16 protein-coding genes are annotated in these 15,894 nt (G+C 46.6%); 8 read left to right on the top strand and 8 right to left on the bottom strand.

What is annotated here, in order from left to right:
* Positions 1-2: 2 nt before the first annotated feature.
* The 4 genes from HQQ92_RS19250 to HQQ92_RS19265 all read right to left on the bottom strand — a co-directional run bounded on the left by HQQ92_RS19250 (position 3) and on the right by HQQ92_RS19265 (position 3,053).
* Positions 3-1,481 carry a TolC family protein gene (locus HQQ92_RS19250; RefSeq protein WP_173247749.1) on the bottom strand — a complete coding sequence of 493 codons (1,479 nt, stop codon included), beginning with the start codon at positions 1,479-1,481 and terminating at the stop codon, positions 3-5.
* Positions 1,482-1,809: 328 nt separating this feature from the next.
* The gene (locus HQQ92_RS19255) at positions 1,810-2,253 is read right to left on the bottom strand and encodes a hypothetical protein (protein WP_173248730.1); all 444 of its coding nucleotides are present in this window, start codon (positions 2,251-2,253) and stop codon (positions 1,810-1,812) included.
* A gap of 188 nt (positions 2,254-2,441) precedes the next feature.
* The gene (locus HQQ92_RS19260) at positions 2,442-2,651 is read right to left on the bottom strand and encodes a DUF3012 domain-containing protein (protein ID WP_028759383.1); all 210 of its coding nucleotides are present in this window, start codon (positions 2,649-2,651) and stop codon (positions 2,442-2,444) included.
* A gap of 36 nt (positions 2,652-2,687) precedes the next feature.
* The gene (locus HQQ92_RS19265) at positions 2,688-3,053 is read right to left on the bottom strand and encodes an STAS/SEC14 domain-containing protein (protein WP_105250333.1); all 366 of its coding nucleotides are present in this window, start codon (positions 3,051-3,053) and stop codon (positions 2,688-2,690) included.
* A 136-nt stretch (positions 3,054-3,189) separates the two neighbouring features.
* Between HQQ92_RS19265 and arfB the strand changes: the two genes are divergently transcribed.
* The 4 genes from arfB to HQQ92_RS19285 all read left to right on the top strand — a co-directional run bounded on the left by arfB (position 3,190) and on the right by HQQ92_RS19285 (position 5,594).
* Positions 3,190-3,621 (top strand): alternative ribosome rescue aminoacyl-tRNA hydrolase ArfB, encoded by a 432-nt coding sequence (gene arfB / locus HQQ92_RS19270; RefSeq protein WP_011787977.1) that lies wholly within the window; start codon positions 3,190-3,192, stop codon positions 3,619-3,621.
* 288 nt (positions 3,622-3,909) lie between these two features.
* Positions 3,910-4,350 carry a type II 3-dehydroquinate dehydratase gene (gene aroQ, locus HQQ92_RS19275; protein WP_028759381.1) on the top strand — a complete coding sequence of 147 codons (441 nt, stop codon included), beginning with the start codon at positions 3,910-3,912 and terminating at the stop codon, positions 4,348-4,350.
* Positions 4,351-4,385: 35 nt separating this feature from the next.
* Positions 4,386-4,835 (top strand): acetyl-CoA carboxylase biotin carboxyl carrier protein, encoded by a 450-nt coding sequence (accB, locus tag HQQ92_RS19280; RefSeq protein ID WP_173247752.1) that lies wholly within the window; start codon positions 4,386-4,388, stop codon positions 4,833-4,835.
* 81 nt (positions 4,836-4,916) lie between these two features.
* On the top strand, positions 4,917-5,594 hold the full coding sequence (locus HQQ92_RS19285) for an SDR family NAD(P)-dependent oxidoreductase (protein WP_113939203.1): 678 nt from the start codon (positions 4,917-4,919) through the stop codon (positions 5,592-5,594).
* A gap of 54 nt (positions 5,595-5,648) precedes the next feature.
* On the opposite strand, the gene HQQ92_RS19290 is transcribed toward HQQ92_RS19285, so the two are convergent.
* Positions 5,649-6,884 (bottom strand): MFS transporter, encoded by a 1,236-nt coding sequence (locus HQQ92_RS19290; protein WP_028759320.1) that lies wholly within the window; start codon positions 6,882-6,884, stop codon positions 5,649-5,651.
* Between the two features lie 119 nt (positions 6,885-7,003).
* Complete coding sequence (locus tag HQQ92_RS19295; RefSeq protein ID WP_173247754.1) at positions 7,004-7,813, bottom strand: hypothetical protein; 810 nt, start codon at positions 7,811-7,813, stop codon at positions 7,004-7,006.
* Between the two features lie 159 nt (positions 7,814-7,972).
* Between HQQ92_RS19295 and ubiD the strand changes: the two genes are divergently transcribed.
* The 3 genes from ubiD to HQQ92_RS19310 all read left to right on the top strand — a co-directional run bounded on the left by ubiD (position 7,973) and on the right by HQQ92_RS19310 (position 11,820).
* Positions 7,973-9,454 carry a 4-hydroxy-3-polyprenylbenzoate decarboxylase gene (gene ubiD / locus HQQ92_RS19300; RefSeq protein WP_173247757.1) on the top strand — a complete coding sequence of 494 codons (1,482 nt, stop codon included), beginning with the start codon at positions 7,973-7,975 and terminating at the stop codon, positions 9,452-9,454.
* 114 nt (positions 9,455-9,568) lie between these two features.
* Entirely contained in the window at positions 9,569-10,279 is a 711-nt protein-coding gene (fre, locus tag HQQ92_RS19305; protein ID WP_173247760.1) for an NAD(P)H-flavin reductase, read from the top strand.
* 776 nt (positions 10,280-11,055) lie between these two features.
* Positions 11,056-11,820 carry a putative adhesin gene (locus HQQ92_RS19310; RefSeq protein ID WP_173247763.1) on the top strand — a complete coding sequence of 255 codons (765 nt, stop codon included), beginning with the start codon at positions 11,056-11,058 and terminating at the stop codon, positions 11,818-11,820.
* Positions 11,821-12,377: 557 nt separating this feature from the next.
* Here HQQ92_RS19310 and HQQ92_RS19315 read toward each other — a convergent pair.
* The gene (locus HQQ92_RS19315) at positions 12,378-12,770 is read right to left on the bottom strand and encodes an SMI1/KNR4 family protein (protein WP_173247766.1); all 393 of its coding nucleotides are present in this window, start codon (positions 12,768-12,770) and stop codon (positions 12,378-12,380) included.
* Between the two features lie 218 nt (positions 12,771-12,988).
* On the opposite strand from HQQ92_RS19315, the gene HQQ92_RS19320 reads away from it, so the two are divergent.
* The gene (locus tag HQQ92_RS19320; RefSeq protein ID WP_251071120.1) at positions 12,989-14,533 is read left to right on the top strand and encodes a DUF3644 domain-containing protein; all 1,545 of its coding nucleotides are present in this window, start codon (positions 12,989-12,991) and stop codon (positions 14,531-14,533) included.
* Between the two features lie 544 nt (positions 14,534-15,077).
* Here the strand turns inward: HQQ92_RS19320 and HQQ92_RS19325 are convergent.
* Complete coding sequence (locus HQQ92_RS19325) at positions 15,078-15,707, bottom strand: flavin reductase family protein (RefSeq protein WP_012588671.1); 630 nt, start codon at positions 15,705-15,707, stop codon at positions 15,078-15,080.
* Positions 15,708-15,894 lie beyond the last annotated feature (187 nt).

The raw sequence follows: 15,894 nt of genomic DNA on the forward strand, positions 1-15,894 counted from the left end.
CCTCATGGGTTTACTGTGCGTACGGCGGTATTAGATGTTATCGAAGGGACTGCATTTAGCTTTTCTATAATGAGCTTTTCGATAAAAGGCATAAGCTGGCCACTTTCGCCCATCCAAGTTAACCAACTCTGATAGATAGCCGTTTCTAGGTTTAAGCCCACCAAATAACTGGCGGCTAACTGACGACGGCTCTGCAAGTACTCGCTAGTACTCACATCCCCCGCCTGCCATTGTTGGCTTAAGGATTTAGCGGCTTTAGCACCTGACACTTGCACTAACTCACGCCAGTCTTGGTAACGTTCGAGTAAACGCGGTAACGCATAGAGGAATTGTTTCTGCTTAGCGGTAAGCACTCGCTCACGGGCAAGATAGCCTTGCTCCGCGATAGCGATGCCCTTATCGGCTACGGCTTGTAACTCACTGTAGTTATTGCGAACTTGTAGAGGAATCGACACGCCGACACCGAGCTTATTGTCCGTGCCCTCCTTTTCAGCGCCTAGGCTAATAGTCGGGTCAGCTGAAGCTTCCGCTTTGACTTGCATGACATTAACTCTGGCGAGCAGCACTTGCTGATAAGCACTCGCCAAGGCTGGCAAGGCTGATTTAGAGGTACCCAACTCGGCCGCTGGCGCTTGCTTAGCCTGAGTCACAAAGAAATGGATCTCCTTGATAAACTCACTAAAAGCGAAATTATTATCCCCAAGTAATTCAATTACTTTGCCATCGGCCACTAAGGCCACCTGCTCGGCTAAGGCGTAGTCGGCAGTATTAGAGGCGACTTCGAGTTGTATCAATTGCAGCTCGACGTTAGACAAATCCCCCGCTGCCAATCGCTGCTCAGCAATATTGAGCTGCGCCTTAGTGAACCTTAATTGCTGCTCGGCAAAGGTCAGCGCCTTACGGCTTTGCGCCTGTTCTGCCAACGCCAGTAAGCGTTCGGCCAACATTTGGCTACGCTCTAACCCTATGTCCGCTAACAGGATTTGCGCTTCAAGCTCGGCACGCTGTGTCGCCACGCCGCGCTTGTCGCCCCAATCGAGGGTTTGACTGAGCCCTAAGCTGTAGGCATCTGTATCAGCATTTTGATAATTAAGCCCAAGTTCTGGGTTATACACAGCGCGATCTGCCGCCTGAATGGCCAGTTTGGCCTGTTGCTGCCTTACAAGCTGCGCCTGAACTTCAGGTAACTGATTGAACTGTGTTAGTAACTCAGGCAACCATTGGCCAAAGTTGACATGTGCCGTGTCGGTTTCTTTGGCGGGTAAACCCAGTGATTGCGCCTTAAATGACTCAACTTCAGAGGCATTGATTTCAGGGGCATTAGCTTCAGAGGCTTTGGTTTCAAGGACGTTGACTTCAAGAGAGTCATTTTCTGCCGCGAGGGCAAAGGCTACCAATCCGGCGGCCAATACTAACCCACAGCTAAACAAGCCCGATCTAAATAGACAAACTAAAGTACGGGCGAGAATCGTTTTTTTCATCGCAAATCCTAACAATATCGAATGTGGATCGGCTGACTTTTGCGCCCAAAGCGAAACGGCTAAATGTGAGCTTCATTTAAATAGCTCAATGCAAAGCAATCATATCGTTCTGGGCATGGCAAATAAGCGCCGATCGAATCATCCCGCCAAGCAATACAGTAACGGCTAAAAAGCCAATGACGGCTCCAACAGTTAACGCTGCGAGCATCAGTTCAAGCGTATCTTTTGGGAGATGAACATAACGGGCTTATCACACGGCAAAATAGAATGAGATCCAATCAGATGAATCAATCGTCCTAGGCCGAGAAATAAGCCGAATATTGGAGAATTAAGCGATAGGAGGGCGGTATTTAGGTAAATTTTCAGGCGGGAAATAGGATACATCGGTAGGCAGATAGACGCTTTCTAACGCCTGTACAGGCTGACTCACTGCCTGAGATAACAGCGCCACATGACCGCCATGGCATTGGCAGTCGAGGCATAGGTCAAAATCTTGTATTTCAGTGGTTTTAACTAAGTGGGAATGAAATCCGCTGCTTTGGTTTTCACCCGCGTGATTACTGGCGACACCCGTGGAGTCCGCAAAACCTAAGGCTTGCTCGCTTGGACAAACGCAATCGACACATTGGGCCAAAGTGGTCACTTGGGCGCTAAATTGCAGATGGGGATGATTCTCAGCTTCTTCCGCGCCATTGCCCGCATGTAACTGATGCGCACCCAAATTAGCGCCAGCAAATTGCAGCACGATAATGGCTATCAGTAGGGTCACCATTCGAGTAAAAAATGGCTTAGCGGTAGAATTCAAATATCACCTATAGCAAATAACGGATAACGGATAACGGAACATCTGACCCGTATGATAAACATAAGTTCACAGCTCGCAAGCAAAGTCTTTCAAGCTGTGATCTCTAAAGGCTAACGCTGACTTAAACACGCAACACTTATTTAAACACCCAGTGCTTATTTAAATACACAGTGCTTAGCGTAATCAGCGGCTTCGTTAGCAGTCCAATCGCCAGACGGCTTATTTTTCATCTGCTTACACCAAGCATCACTGCCCACTTCTGGCGCGCAGGCACTCAGTCCAGCGGTAAATGCCAAGACTAACGCAATCGCACTGACCTTAGAAACTGTCAGTGAAGAAAAAGAGCCCGATTTCAATAATGACATACTTAATTCCTTGTAAATATGGCCTAAATTAGACCATTAAATATTCGAACGCTTAGTGATCCAAGCAATCGCTTTGGCTTTCTGTTCGAGTGGAAACCAAGCCACTTCGCCCTGCATAAAAGGCCCGAGTAAGCGTACCGCATTTCCTACCCAATCAGGGCCGCCCACAAACACTAAGGCTTCAAAATTCGGTAACTGGACTTCACCACTACCTGTGAGTGACTCAAATTCCCAGCCTTCGAGTAACACATCTGCCTCAATATACAGGCAAACTTGGCCCCAATCCTTACGATAACTCTTAATCGCAGGCTGTAAACGGGTCCGATAATCGGTGGAGGATAGTCGGCCACTGGCAAAAAGACTGATAACACCCTTAGCAATATCGGGGATTTGGCATAACATAGAGGCACTCCGAATCGAGAACACTTTTGCAGGCAATGGCTTTAGCCAATGCAGCGGCAAAGAATGCGCCCGATGATAACAAATCTATTGGAAAGCCATAAGTCATTATTGATGGCTTCTCAATCCATGCTGAAAAATGCCTAAGTTTGCCATGATAAAAATCTCAAACCGTGTGGAACTTCAGGAAAATGAAATCGAGTGGCAATTTATCCGTTCGAGTGGTGCAGGCGGCCAGCACTTAAATAAAGTGTCCACCGCTGCGCAGCTGATTTTCGATATTAAAAGCTCATCATTACCCGAGTTTTACCAAGAACGCTTGCTCAACAAGGCGGATCACCGCATCACTAAAAGCGGCAAAATCATTATCAAATGCCAAGCGAGTCGCAGCCAAGATGCCAACCGCCAAACGGCTTTGGAGCAATTTATCGCCTTGGTTGCCAGTGTCGGTGAAGTGCAGAAAAAACGCATCCCCACCCGCGCCACTAAAGGCAGCCAAACTCGGCGATTAGAAACCAAGAAACAAAAAGGTGCCACTAAGGCCATGCGTCAACAGAAGAGTGACTATTAACTTAGGTGACAGTTAACTTAGGTGGCAATTAACTCAACTGACAGCCAACTTAGACAATTACTAACCCGGTACCAGAGAAATAACCGCAATTGAACCCAGCCAACAATGGCACAAAATGTCAAAGGTATAATTGGCTCGTACATGCTCAGCTCGCACACAATCGACTAACGGATAATGCAAAATCGATTTGAACAGGTTAAGTTAGTGGCCTATGTCGAAAACTGAAATAAATTTATTCCAACTTTAATCCCAACATTAATCCCAAGGCATGCCGTAAAGGAAAGCGCAATGAGTCACAAAATTTTGCTCGTCAATGGCCCCAATCTCAACCTCTTAGGCCGCCGCGAGCCCAGCGTTTACGGTCATCAAACCTTAGCCGACATAGTGGCGGAGTTAAATCAGCAGGCAAAGTTGGCGGGAGTTGAGCTCGAACATATTCAGTCCAACGCCGAATTTGAGCTAATCAATGCGATTCATGCGACCGATGCCCAGATGATTATTATCAATCCCGCCGCCTTTACTCACACCAGCGTCGCCCTGCGTGATGCCTTGCTTGGCGTGGCAATTCCGTTCTTTGAAGTGCATTTATCCAATGTACACGCCCGTGAAGCCTTTCGCCACCATTCCTATTTTTCCGATAAGGCGATAGGTGTGATTTGCGGTTTCGGTTCACAGGGTTATGAGTTTGCGCTGGCAGCGGCCATTAAACGGCTCAACCAGCCACAGTAATCCCATTCAATAGCGTGCTTTGCAAGGGCAGATAAATGGCAATGGATCTTCGTAAAATTAAAAAACTCATTGAGTTAGTACAAGAATCTGACATAGCAGAACTGGCGATCACCGAAGGTGAAGAATCAATTCGCATCACCCGTTACAGCCCTATGCCAGCCAATGTGCAATCACAGCAAACGCTACCCAGAGCACGCGTCACGCCTTTGAGTGAACAGGCAAAGCAAACAGGCATTTTGCCAAGTACAGAAGGTTTTGTACAAGTCTCACCTATGGTCGGCACTTTTTACGCGGCGGCAGAACTCGATGAGGTGCCGCTGGTTAAAGTCGGTCAACATGTGAGCCAAGGTGAAGTGATCTGCATTATCGAAGCGATGAGAATGATGAATCCCATCCAAGCCGAGCGCGATGGCGTGGTCAGCGCTATTTGGGCCAAAGACGGCGATGAAGTGGCATTCGATCAGCCGCTATTTACCTTAATCTAACCGCTCGCCTTCCCATGAATTGAAGCGCACTTAGATTTAAGATGCGGTTTTCAAACCAAGACAGCATTAACCGAGGTCACTATGATATTAATTACCGGCGCCAGCAGTGGTTTAGGCGCGGCGCTCGCATCGCTCTACGCCAAAGAGAATGAAGCACTGACACTCACAGGTCGCCATGCCGAGCGTCTGCAAACCGTCGCCAATGCATTAACGCCCTTCTCCAACAAAACTATCGCTGCGATCACCGCCGATCTCGCCAGTGAATCGAGTCTCGAAGCCCTGTTCGATGGCCTAACGCAAGCCCCTAAAACCGTGATCCACTGTGCGGGCAGCGGCTACTTTGGAGCGATTGAAACCCAAACCGCCAGCGATATCCAAAGCCTGCTCAATAACAATGTCACCTCGACGATTTTGTTAGTGCGGGAATTAGTGAAACGCTATAAAGATCAAGCGGTCACTGTGGTTGTGGTCATGTCCACCGCAGCACTAGCCGCCAAGGCGGGAGAATCCACTTACTGCGCGGCAAAATGGGCGGTGCGGGGATTTATCGAGTCGGTGCGATTAGAGCTTAAACAAAGCCCAATGAAGTTGATTGCCGTGTATCCCGGCGGCATGGACACAGGCTTTTGGCCCAGTAGCGGTAAGGCTTTAGATACCTCAAGCTTTATGTCCGCCGATGAAGCGGCTGGCATGCTTAAACAAGCCTTAGTTGCCACAGAGCATGGTTATATCGCCGATATCACCATACAAAGGGGCTAAATGTGCGGATTCGAGACACAGAATATGACCACTGCGTCTCTTCCTTAGCACTCACTAGTCGGCGCAGTTCGCTGTGTTTAGGGTAACGACGCGACGGCTTTCTCTGTGGGTCAGCCACCACATCAGCAGTCCACCCAATGACAACAAAGATGCCGCATAACCTGTCGCGGCAATGCCTTGTCCAGACAGTATCACTAAACTGCCCACCCAAGGCCCAATTGCATTGGCAAGATTAAAGGCGCATTGCACTAAAGCGCCTGTCATGGCTTGCCCATCGGGTGCCACATCCATCAATCTGGCTTGCACAATAGTGGCAAGCCCTAACCCACAACCGACAAAAAATACCACGGGCATCAGCGCCCAGTAATGTCCGGTCAAACTCGGGTAAATCGCTAATACCACAGTACTTAACACTAACGACCAAAACGCCGCCGCTAAGGCCGACTTATCCGCCGCCCAGCCACACACTAGCGTGCCCAATGTTGCGCCAATACCAAATACCGCCATCATGATTGGGATCTTAAACGGCTCGACTTGTGTCACTTGGATTAAGGTTTCAGCCAGATAGGTATACACGCAGAAGATACCGCCAAAGCCAATGGCCGCGATGCCGAGCGTCAGCCAGACTTCACGATTTTTAAGGGTTTGTAGCTCTTTTTTGGGACTCGCATCAGCGGGCACGGCTTGATTAGGTGCTAAAAAATACACCATTATCGCGGTAATGGTCGCCAGAATCGCCACTATGCCAATGCCCGAGCGCCAGCCCACAGTTTGCCCCATCCAAGTCGCAAACGGCACACCGATAATCGTCGCCAGCGTAAGGCCAATAATCACCCGCGATACGGCGCGGGCCTTCATTTCTGGCGGCACTAAAGAGGCGGCGAGCAACATAGCCACGCCGAAATAAGCGCCGTGGGGCAAGCCGCTGAGAAAACGAAAAAAGATTAACCAATTCAATGATGGCGCTAACGCACTTAAGCCATTGGCCACCGCCATTAACCCGGCTAAGGCAATCAAGAGTGTTCGCCGTCTGACCCTAACGGCCAGCACCATGATAATCGGCGAACCGACCACAACCCCCAGCGCATAGGCACTAATGGCATAACTCACATGGGCAACCTCTACCCCTAAATCGCTCGCGATATAAGGCACTAAGGTCATGGAAGCAAATTCTGTGGTGCCTAAAGCGAATGTTCCGAGTGCTAAGGCAAGTAACACCCATAATGTACTGGCGCCCTTATGCTGATTTTGGACAGATGGATTTTGAACCTGATGTTGAACGGTTTTCAAACGTTTTCTCCGCTATGCTATAAAACGACAACTAGCTGATAACTAAATAATAAAAGATGATAAATAAATTGGAGCCCACTAAGGGGCTCCAATTTCTCAGTCATTTACGTAATGTAAATCTATCTGACTAACTGTTCTTGATAGGTTTGACTGTTCCAGTCGTAGGCATAAAGCGTGCCTTGCCACTCGTAAAGTGTACGACCATCCTGCTGCACAACCCTAGCATTGCTCGGCAAGCTAGACACACTGTGCGGTGCGCGTGGACGCGGAGTCGCAGCTGTTTTGCCTGTGCCGTTACTAGTTTTCGACACCAGTTGCCCAGTCGATTGTCCGGCCATATTTACAGGCATACTCGACACCATACGGCCTTCACTCGCAGAATACTGCATACTGGTTGTTACCCGTACAGGTGCAGAAATGGCCACAGGTTCATCGTCGTAGCGCATAGGAATCGACAAACCTATGCCCGAATAGGGCGAGTTCCAGTAATTTCGAGCGTAGGCATCACGCGACGTATTCCAACCCCAATCATTGTTCCAATGGGTGTTCACACCGTAACCGACATTCCAACCCGATCCCCACCCCGTAGCGAGCCCTAAACCCAGTCCTAAACCCCAAGGGTAATAAGGTCGATAATAGGGACGATAATGGCGATTATCTTTACGCACATGGCGGTTGTCGTAATAATTGTCATGACGATTGTTGTAATGACTGTCGCCACGACTGTAGCTATCACGATGACCGTGGCGTTCGTCTTGATCCGAATAGCCTCTATTTCCGGCCACCGCCACAGTCGGCACACTGAGCGCCCCCAAAAGTGAGATCCCCACGGCAAGCGATAAAACCAAGCACTTTAGCGACCGCTTATGCGCGCCATGTGATTGACTTTGAACACACTTTTCTTGAGCAAACCATACAGGAATATTCATATAAACCTCGAAATAAAGGGCGTAAGCGAGATCTATCGCGACTTACTGGTAACCATTTTACGCTTCCTAAGCTTGAAGATCACTGAATTGGTTAACCCTAAAACAGAAAAATGCTATAGTGCGCGCCACATGGATTTTCACTGCAGAGGCTATTTCCACATGAGTTTTAAGGATTTACGCAGCTTTATTGATCACTTAGAAGCCAATGGCGAACTCAAACGCATTAGCTACCCAGTTGATCCTCATTTAGAAATGACAGAGATCGCCGATCGCGTATTACGCGCTCAAGGCCCTGCGCTATTATTTGAAAATCCCAAAAATCATCACATGCCCGTGTTGGTAAACCTGTTCGGTACGCCAAAACGTGTGGCCATGGCACTCGGCAAAGACGACCCATTAGCCCTGCGCGAAGTGGGCGAACTGTTAGCCTTTTTAAAGGAACCTGAGCCACCACGCGGTTTTAAAGACGCGATCGCTAAGATCCCTATGTTCAAGCAAGCCTTGAATATGCCGCCAAAGACAGTGCGTAATCCGCCTTGCCAACAAATCATCAAAACCGGCGATGAGGTCGACTTAACCCAATTGCCTATTCAGCATTGCTGGCCTGGCGATGTCGCGCCACTAGTGACCTGGGGCTTAACCATCACCAAAGGCCCGCGCAAGAGTCGTCAGAATTTAGGCATTTATCGCCAACAATTACTGGGTAAAAACAAGCTGATTATGCGCTGGTTATCCCACCGTGGCGGCGCGTTAGATTTTGCTGATTTTAAACAACAATTCCCCGGTGAGCGTTATCCGGTTGTGGTCGCACTCGGCGCCGATCCTGTGACCATTTTAGGTGCCGTCACCCCAGTCCCCGATTCCATGAGCGAATACGCTTTTGCCGGTTTACTGCGCGGTGAACGTACCGAAGTCTGTAAGGCATTAAGCTGTGACTTAGAAGTGCCCGCCACCAGTGAAATCATCCTCGAAGGCTATATCGATCCTGAGGAACTGGCGGAAGAAGGCCCCTACGGCGATCACACGGGTTACTACAACGAAACCGATAAGTTTCCAGTATTTACCGTTACTCACATCACTCAGCGTAAAGATGCCATCTACCACAGCACTTACACTGGCCGTCCACCGGATGAGCCCGCCATGCTGGGGGTCGCATTAAACGAAGTGTTTGTGCCGATTTTGCGTAAGCAATATCCTGAGATCGTTGATTTTTATCTGCCGCCTGAGGGTTGTTCGTACCGCATGGCAGTGATCTCGATTCGCAAACAATATCCGGGACACGCCAAACGGGTGATGATGGGCGCTTGGTCTTTCCTGCGCCAATTTATGTACACTAAGTTTATTGTCATAGTGGATGAAGATGTGAACTGCCGTGACTGGCAGGATGTGATCTGGGCGATCACCACCCGCATGGACCCTAAACGCGATACTGTGATGATCGAAAACACCCCGATCGACTACCTCGATTTTGCTTCACCCGTTGCGGGCTTAGGCTCAAAAATGGGACTCGATGCCACCAATAAGTGGGAAGGTGAAACCAACCGCGAATGGGGCACGCCAATCGTGATGGATCCAAAAGTAAAACAAAAGATCGACTCAATCTGGGATGAGTTAGGCATAGACGACAGCCCAACCCTATAATTCAGCTTAAGCCATTACTCAAGTATCGGCTTAAGCCAAGAGAATAGGCCAATAACAGGCCTCTAAAGCGACACCTAGACACATACTGTTGAAGAAAGGTGCAAAGGAAGTTTGATGAAAACCATACGTTGTAAGATAGAGAAAGTTAACCCATTTAACGATGCCGTATATCAAGTATTGTTAAGGCCTGAAACCGCCTTCGATTTCCAAGCGGGGCAATACTTATGTGTTGTCATGGGTGAAAAAGATAAACGCCCCTTCTCTATCGCATCAGCGCCAAACGCCGAGCTGATCGAATTACACATTGGCGCAGCCGTCAGCGAAAGCTACCCAATGCAAGTGGTCGAGCGCCTGAAAGCCTGCGCCATTGATGGCAGCACTATCGACATCGAAGCCCCAGGCGGCGAAGCCCACCTGCGTCACGAAAGCCAACGCCCTCGCCTGTTAATCGCCGGCGGCACAGGTTTCTCTTACATTAAAAGTATCATCGAGCACCAAATCGCCCTCGGCCAACAGGTTGAAACTATGCTGTATTGGGGTTGTCGCACCCAAGATGCCATGTATTTTGAAACCATCGCCCGCGAGTGGCACGACGCTCACCCTTGGTTACACTTCGTCCCAGTCATCGAAGAAGCTCCCGCAAATTGGCAAGGCAAAACCGCCAATCTGTTAGCGCAAATCAAACAAGATTTTGTCAGCCTAAATGGCTACGACATCTATATCGCCGGCCGTTTCGACATGGTGGGTGCAGCACGGGAAATCTTCCGCGAGATTGGTGTAGAAGAAGCACATCTCTACGGTGATGCGTTCGCGTTTATCAAATAACGCGATAATTGGTTAGCTTAGCTGGCTAACCTTTACCAGCTAAGGCTTAAATAATAAACCCCAGTTTTTACTGGGGTTTTGTTTTTACATTACGCCGTATTTCACTTATTGGTGTGTTCTAAAGATCTAGAAATTTTCAAGTCAGCGAATAATGTAATTATTAAGCACTGTCATTCCAGTGACTCGCCGTAAATATATCCCTATAGGCTCGACGGCGGCATCCATGCCGCCAACGGTCACTTACATGCCAGTGCTTAATCTCCTTAAACTCCTCAGAAACCTGAAAGTCTTTTTTACTGCCATGATTGCTGAAAGTTTAACAATGGGCGGGTCATCAAATTACTAACAGATAGTAAAGATGTAAACTACATCAGCTGTGAATCTCTTCACAGCCCACATACCCTATAGTTTAGATTAATCTGGCTTTCAATCATCACGACTTCAACCTCAGGAGAAGAACACTCGTGACAGAAGAAGCTAAATGCCAGCTCACCACTTATCAGTCCGCTCTTATCGGTCTAGTGACTATAAGACTAAGATCATCTTGCCAATGTAATCCCGGTGCTTTCATAAACCCGGCATCCTCATCACGGAGAATCACATAGCCAGAAGTTGACTACGCGCCATTAAGATTAGGTGTCTCTATTCTTTTATCTCTTTCAGTGTAAAAAGAACTAACGGAATATTTTTACAGAATACTTCGGAAATTTTCTAGTGATATTAATGATATATAAGATAAGAATGCCAACTCTTATAGTTCAACTTTTTAGGTCTGTATGCCAAAATCAATTTTATCACCCATTATTCCCATAGCTTCCACTCAATCAATATTTGGCACTGTAGGGAAAAGCGAAAATGATTTTTCCAAAAATGTAAAAAGTGTTCGGAATATCCCAAATGTAGCAGCACAAATATCACCAAGGGTCTTCAATCATAATGGCATAGCGATAAGCCAAACAGGTCATGCTAAACAATTAGTTATTTTGACTCACGGCGGATGGAAAGAGCTTGAGAATAAGTCAACCGCCTTTCGCCGCCAGGTCGGTGATGGATGGACACATGTACCCACTGGATTACGTATAGATTTCTATACTGAGGATAAAAACTTCACTAAAGGGCCGAGTGTACTTTCAGAAGTGAATAAACGACCAAATGATGCGCTTAAAGGATTAGAGCCCCATCTAGGGCTCAGTGAAAGCGATTTAGTTCTCTTAGCGAATAGTCGAAATAAGTCGGTTGAGAGTATTAGAGATGACATGCTGAACTTGGCGACTTATAAGAAAGATGGCGTCACTGAGGGCGGGAGAGTGAAAGATTATGCCTTATACCATCATGAAAATACTCATGCCTTAATACAGCAACATCAAAATGGAAAATATAGTCCAGATGTTGATATTGCATTGGTCACGGATAAAAAGCATAAACGACATCTCTCTGATATTTTTGAAGCGATCAAAAAATCTGGAGCAGAATATCAGGTTATTCACTTTGGAGCTTGTAGGGTTGAACGAAGTGGTTCTGCAGTGCCTGAGTTAGCATAATCTCAGCAGTCAGAATCGCAACGGATTTGACCAGTAGACGATTTGAGACCTAGCAACACCTTTAGACACCTTGCTAAGTGAGTTAAATCACTTAGCAAGGTGAATCATGGCGACATAGAAAATCGCTGAATTTAGAGTCGAAGCACTGAGGCGTGTGGATAAGATCGCTGTTGCCGCTCAGCTCACCGTTAGACAATTGTCACTCACCCCATACCCGACCAATGAGGACTGCTCGTCCTATCAAAAACGTCCATGTTAAATAGCCAGCTCGATATCCATATCTCGCGCTCAAAGCGGCCGTAGGCCTTCGCCCTTGGATTCTCCAAGACGAACAACTTCCATATCTAACTGCCAGTTCGTCATCCATGACTCTCGTTCATAACGCTGCTGCGCAGCATTCACCCTAGCGAAGTTACATGCATTAGTGACTGGCTTCGTGCTTATTCGAAAATCGCTCACGCGATTTTCTTCAACCCCTTCAGCAACTTCGCAGGTGATAGGTATTATCTGTAGCTAACGAGTTAAAAATTTAATTTTAATCATACTGTTATCACTATTTATAGCTTTTTAATTCCATTAAAAGAAGCGGCTAATTGTTGAAGCTCGCCAGTTTCATGAAGCCACAAATAAACCGTGTCCAAAAACCTGCCTGACTCTTTTATAAAAACCATTTGGTCACCTAACCCATTGCCCGCAATTGTGATGGCATTCTCAGGGAAATGACCGAACCCTTTGCAGGAACTAGTTTCATAAAGGATGTGATGACAAGTGCGGGAAATTCGTTTTCTATCGGAAGTATCTTTAATCGGGTACAACTCCCAATCATCATCTGCCGTAGCAGCCTCGCCACCATTATCCAATTTCATTGCTTCACGATATTCGTGTGGCAATGTTGCACCCAACTCTAGTTCAGTTAGGACTAGTTGTTCTTCCGATAAATCAAAGGGCACTTACCTCTCCTTAGATAGAAAATCTAGCCGCCCATTATAAATCACTATTCGAGTGTGAAAACAGCAAAAAAATCATCGACATCGAAAAATGCTTCCACTAACTTATGCATAAGATCTCCAGTGTAATGGGGCTCTCGTGGTCAAAAAAATCGATCACGAGGAGGGCCATTAGTTCAGATTAGTTAATAATCTCTAGCTACTAAGAAAGGAATCAGATAATGCAAATAAATAAGGATTGGTCATTCTCCGAAGCTATTTTAAAAATTAACAGTAACTATAAGCCTGGAGGTCAGTTTTCTGGAAAGGCTAGAAATGTCGCTATCGAACACTGGGTGCAATTAGCAGGTAAAAATAAAGCCCGAATTGAACTTCAATCGGCTTTGGATGAGTGCGGAACTAAGAAAGCGTTTTATCAAAAATACCAAATGGCGAGTGCTACGTTGGAAGTAATTCTGGAGCTTATCTCTAACCTGCCTGAGCAACAACTTGTACAGCCAAAAGCACATACCAGCAAATATCAAAAAGTAGACAGAGCTTTCAGCTTTCTTGTTAGTAAGGAACGATCAGGTGAAACTTTCACGATAAAAGAGCTTGCTGAAGCTACAGACTGGACAGTTGAAACGTGCAGAACATACCCAACAAAGCGTTGGCATCAGTATGTGGAGAAGATTGGTATGGATTATTCCAGCTCGGGCTTTGCCTACATGAGTTTGGAAGAGTTCAGGGCCGTTCACAGCCAAAAATTGCAACAAACTACAGATCTATCTTCACGAGGTATTTTGCTTGAGAAAGCAAAGGAATTTGCCTTGCTAGCAGTATCAACCTATAACAATCCTTTTACTCACTATAAAACCTATGGGTTTATAGTGAATGTTGTGATTGCTTACACTTCCTTGTTTCACGCAATTTTCGAGAAAAAAGGGGTGGATTATAGGTATCTTGATGGTTCTGGTAATCCAGTCATGATTGATGGGGATACGAAAGCTTGGGAATTATCAAAATGTTGTCGGTATTACTGGCAAAATACTGGAGCGGCTGAGGTAGCTAATATTGAATTTTTGATTGGGCTAAGAAACAGAATAGAACACCGAAGTCTTCCTGCTTTGGACCTTGCTGTTGCAGGAGAATGCCAATCAGCTCTTTCTAATTTTGAGAACCTTCTGATTAAGGAATTTGGAGACACGCACACGCTATGCGCAAATCTAGCCATTGCAATGCAGTTAACCAGAATTTCTGAGCAGGCTCAAATTGATGCAATGAAGCAGCTACAAAGAGAAAACTACCGTGTTGTTCGGGAATACATGGAAACTTTTAGAAAAGACCTCGATGAAGATGTGTTTCAAAGTCAACACTTCCGATTAAGAGCATTTTTGGTCCCCAAAGTAGGCAATCATGCAAAAAGCTCTGATTTGACTATTGAGTTTGTTAATGTAGAAAAACTGAGTGCTGAGCAGCTCATGAATTATGAACGTGGTATAGCTTTTATTAAGGGAGTTGAGTCTCCATATAAGTTAAAACCAGGCAAGGTGGTCGCTCTTTTAAATGACCATTTCTCTGAGTTCAATATGGCAATGCACACAAAGTGTTGGAAATACTTCACGGCTAGACCGCAGAGCATTGAGGTCTCTTTTAAAGGTGAATATGCAGGCTACGTAGAGGGTTTTGATCATTATCTTTATACAAAAACGTGGGTCGAACACCTTAAGACTGTAATGAATAATAAAACTTTGATCGCAACAATAAAAAGTCATGAAAATCAATAAAATATGAGGAATATATGGTCACTTCGGGTTTAGAAGGCCAATCTACTTTCCTTTTCAAACTACATTCACGCTAAATTGATATATCACCTTTTACAACAGAGTATCGATTATTAATGATTGGTGGTTTTGCAACATATATCCGGCGTCTCAGCCCAGCGGAGAATTGAGACACTTACAATTATTTGGCTTTCAGGGCTAACTAACAACATTAAAACTTAAGGGATACACCATACCCTCGGAGTTGCCGCAGGGCGAATAGACAAATTGCGTGAGTCTCGACATGGATGGCGAGCTAGCTTTCGCAGGTGCAGGGATGCATCCTTCGGAAGCGATAGCAAATTTGTCAATGAGCACAAGGGGCTTTCAACTCCGTTAGGGGCGTCTTGGAGAATCCAAGGAGGATAGGACGAGCAGTCCTCCTTGGTCGGGTGTGGGGTGAAGCCCCACGACTTTGACTTAGATTTAAAAAGTTAACAGTTAAACTAATGCCCAAAACTCAAACGAAGTTTAAAAAATCAAAGCCCTGCGGCACCTGAGCAACCCCCTACACTTGTGGTCTATGTAGATCGAAACGCAGATCTTCACAGATCCCATAATAGGCCGATGGGCCGCCGGCACGTAATACGGGCTCGGCGAGTGCGGTTTGATAAATCCCCTCGGCATTGAGTAAATGCTTGGCAATATGCACGGCCACCACTTCTCCTAACACTAACCAAGTATCGATCTTGTCGCCATTAGCGGCAGTTAACTGGATGCATTGGGACAACTTACATTCAAAATTCACTGGGCTTTCAGCCACTAAATCGGCCTTAACAATGGTGCCAGCTTTAGCCGTGAGTCCGGCAAAACTAAACTCATCTTGACCGCGTGGCAGCATGGCGGAGGTTTGATTCATCTGCTCGGCTAAGCCGCGAGTGGTGAGGTTCCACACAAACTCCCCTGTTTCGACGATATTGGCGACACTGTCTTTCCAGCCTGTGCTGGCAAAGCCGATGATGGGCGGTTTGTAGTTGAAACAATTGAAAAAGCTGTAAGGTGCGAGATTGCGTTGCCCCTCGGCATTCCGTGATGAAATCCAGCCGATCGGTCGAGGCCCCACAATCGCATTTAAAGGATCGTGTGCAAGGCCATGGCCTTTGCTCGGTTCGTAAAAATAGCGGTTATCAGCAGTCATACTTCATCCTTTTGTTATTGCCACAACAATACTGGAGCAATTAATACAGCCATCACAGGTACGCTTTTATAGCCGCTATCTTACCCAAGTTTCGAGCAGCGACCAAAAGTCTGTAGGGCAGCTTAAGTCAGCTCCTTGAACAACATCTGGCTGCAAATTTCAAATCCAACACACTCTTCTGCTAAAG

This window comes from Shewanella sp. DC2-4 (assembly GCF_013248875.1).
In the GTDB taxonomy this organism is placed as follows: Bacteria; Pseudomonadota; Gammaproteobacteria; order Enterobacterales; family Shewanellaceae; genus Shewanella; species Shewanella oncorhynchi.

Coding starts and splice junctions, on each gene's coding strand:
- accB (WP_173247752.1), top strand. CDS start 4,386: ATGGCAATGGATCTTCGTAAAATTAAAAAACTCATTGAGTTAGTACAA.
- HQQ92_RS19325 (WP_012588671.1), bottom strand. CDS start 15,707: ATGACTGCTGATAACCGCTATTTTTACGAACCGAGCAAAGGCCATGGC.
- HQQ92_RS19285 (WP_113939203.1), top strand. CDS start 4,917: ATGATATTAATTACCGGCGCCAGCAGTGGTTTAGGCGCGGCGCTCGCA.
- ubiD (WP_173247757.1), top strand. CDS start 7,973: ATGAGTTTTAAGGATTTACGCAGCTTTATTGATCACTTAGAAGCCAAT.
- fre (WP_173247760.1), top strand. CDS start 9,569: ATGAAAACCATACGTTGTAAGATAGAGAAAGTTAACCCATTTAACGAT.
- HQQ92_RS19260 (WP_028759383.1), bottom strand. CDS start 2,651: ATGTCATTATTGAAATCGGGCTCTTTTTCTTCACTGACAGTTTCTAAG.
- HQQ92_RS19295 (WP_173247754.1), bottom strand. CDS start 7,813: ATGAATATTCCTGTATGGTTTGCTCAAGAAAAGTGTGTTCAAAGTCAA.
- aroQ (WP_028759381.1), top strand. CDS start 3,910: ATGAGTCACAAAATTTTGCTCGTCAATGGCCCCAATCTCAACCTCTTA.
- arfB (WP_011787977.1), top strand. CDS start 3,190: ATGCCTAAGTTTGCCATGATAAAAATCTCAAACCGTGTGGAACTTCAG.
- HQQ92_RS19320 (WP_251071120.1), top strand. CDS start 12,989: ATGCAAATAAATAAGGATTGGTCATTCTCCGAAGCTATTTTAAAAATT.
- HQQ92_RS19250 (WP_173247749.1), bottom strand. CDS start 1,481: ATGAAAAAAACGATTCTCGCCCGTACTTTAGTTTGTCTATTTAGATCG.
- HQQ92_RS19310 (WP_173247763.1), top strand. CDS start 11,056: ATGCCAAAATCAATTTTATCACCCATTATTCCCATAGCTTCCACTCAA.
- HQQ92_RS19255 (WP_173248730.1), bottom strand. CDS start 2,253: ATGGTGACCCTACTGATAGCCATTATCGTGCTGCAATTTGCTGGCGCT.
- HQQ92_RS19265 (WP_105250333.1), bottom strand. CDS start 3,053: ATGTTATGCCAAATCCCCGATATTGCTAAGGGTGTTATCAGTCTTTTT.